General features: G+C 52.7%; 1 protein-coding gene. It reads left to right on the forward strand.

Going from position 1 to position 543, the window contains the following annotated elements; genetic code table 11:
* Window positions 1-31: 31 nt before the first annotated feature.
* Window positions 32-543: RHS repeat-associated core domain-containing protein (locus AC1D35_RS36800; protein WP_477943012.1), on the forward strand; the 512-nt coding region annotated here is incomplete at its 3' end.

The following is a 543-nucleotide window of genomic DNA, read 5'->3' on the forward strand; positions in this document are numbered from 1 at the left end:
CAATAACCCGACCAATTTAAGAGGCGTGTTCATGAAATTCTTTTCAAACGGGCTCTGGGCTCGATTTTTACGTCCGCTGCTCGTCTGCAGCATGGTGACCGTGGCGTTCGGATCGGCAGCCAATGCGCGCTTCATCTCGCCGGATGATTGGGACCCTACAAAGCCGGGCGTGGGCACCCATCGATATGTCTACGCTGAGAACGATCCGATCAATAGGTCAGACCCTACGGGACATATTGCACCTGTGGTCGTAGCTGTTGGATGGTGCGTGGGAGGGGGCTGCGAAGCAACAATCAGTGCAATATTGGGGGCGGCATTTGGAACCGCAGTCGGAGTTTCCATCTTCGGAAACCCAATTTCTCACGATCAAAACCTCCCCACTATTACTGAAAACCGACGCCCGGGGGAAGTTGAGCATGGCGTATTTGGCGAAGAATATACCACCAAGGGCAAGATGCACGGCGATATCCCCGAGGTCACAGCAGCAGACTTGGCAGGTTTGTCTGACAAAGATCTTGAAAAACATATGAACGATGTCAATGG

Source organism: Rhizobium sp. P1_E6 (assembly GCF_056405875.1).